The following is a 984-nucleotide window of genomic DNA, read 5'->3' on the forward strand; positions in this document are numbered from 1 at the left end:
TTGCGGGCAATCTCCACCGCCGACTCGCTCACTGGAGGCGGCAACTGAGCGTCGTAACGCTCCTGGCATATCTTCAATGCTGCGTTCATGGTCGCCTCCAGGGTGGCGGGTCAGTCGTAATAGTCTTGGTCGGCCAGATACTCGGAATGCTCATTTACAAGCCATTCTTCCATCGAGGCGATTTCGGATTCAGTCATGAAGCTGGTGTCGTCTTCCGACTCCCAATTGATTTCGCAATGACCGAAGTACTCATCGGGATCGGCGGCTTGCGAGCTGAAGTTTCCTTTTCGAGCCGAGTAATATGTGACGGTCAGCTTGATAGCGATGTCCTCGCCGTCCTTGACCGTCCAATATTCGTAAGTTCGGGCCATAGATGCCTCCAGGGTGGCGTTATTCGGTGGGCGGGGCTGGTAATGGCTGCCAGTGGGTCGGCTCGTCGTCTTCATAGAATCCACCATCCCATGAGCACCAGTGCGCGCCAGAGTCGTATTCCTCTTGGCCGAGATAGTCTCCTCGGCTGTTGAACGTAGATTCTGACTTGCTCCACTCAATCCAGGCCCCCGCTGTCACGCGGTCGACTTTTCTCAGGATGATTTCGGTACCATCACGCGGCGCACTCGCAATCTCCTTCCAATCGCTCATGGCGACCTCCAGTGTTTGGGGTTAGGCGGAATCAGTGGCCTGCTCTGAATCAAGAAAGCGGATGCACTCGGGCATCACCGTCCCGATGGAGCCATCAGCAAACTCAACCACTGCAACGGTGTAGTTGCCGGGCCCGGATTCAAATTCCTCGTACTCGCATCCCCACTGATGAAAGCGAGCTTCGCGGAGGTCTTTATTGCCGACTTTTTTGTTGGCTTCCCAGATAGGGGCCATCGTCATTACTGGGCGCATTTCTGATTCCTCAGTGGTTGGTTCACCTGTATTCGTCAATACTCATGCCTCCCGCTGGTTGCCGATGGGCGCGGGGGAGGAGTGCTGACG

Annotated in this window: 3 protein-coding genes; all 3 read right to left on the reverse strand. The window is 55.7% G+C overall.

Annotated features, from left to right (window positions below):
* Window positions 1–110: 110 nt before the first annotated feature.
* From JFT58_RS30040 to JFT58_RS30050, 3 genes are read right to left on the reverse strand one after another with little or no spacing between them, the layout of a single operon-like run.
* Window positions 111–371, reverse strand: a complete 261-nt coding sequence (locus JFT58_RS30040) for a hypothetical protein (protein ID WP_198834883.1) — start codon at window positions 369–371, stop codon at window positions 111–113.
* A 19-nt stretch (window positions 372–390) separates the two neighbouring features.
* A complete protein-coding gene (locus JFT58_RS30045) occupies window positions 391–642 on the reverse strand; it encodes a DUF551 domain-containing protein (protein ID WP_198834884.1) in 252 nt (83 codons plus the stop codon).
* Between the two features lie 21 nt (window positions 643–663).
* Window positions 664–894 carry a hypothetical protein gene (locus JFT58_RS30050; protein WP_073842610.1) on the reverse strand — a complete coding sequence of 77 codons (231 nt, stop codon included), beginning with the start codon at window positions 892–894 and terminating at the stop codon, window positions 664–666.
* Between the last annotated feature and the right edge of the window lie 90 nt (window positions 895–984).

This window comes from Pseudomonas sp. MF6767 (assembly GCF_016405475.1).
In the GTDB taxonomy this organism is placed as follows: domain Bacteria; phylum Pseudomonadota; class Gammaproteobacteria; order Pseudomonadales; family Pseudomonadaceae; genus Aquipseudomonas; species Aquipseudomonas paracarnis.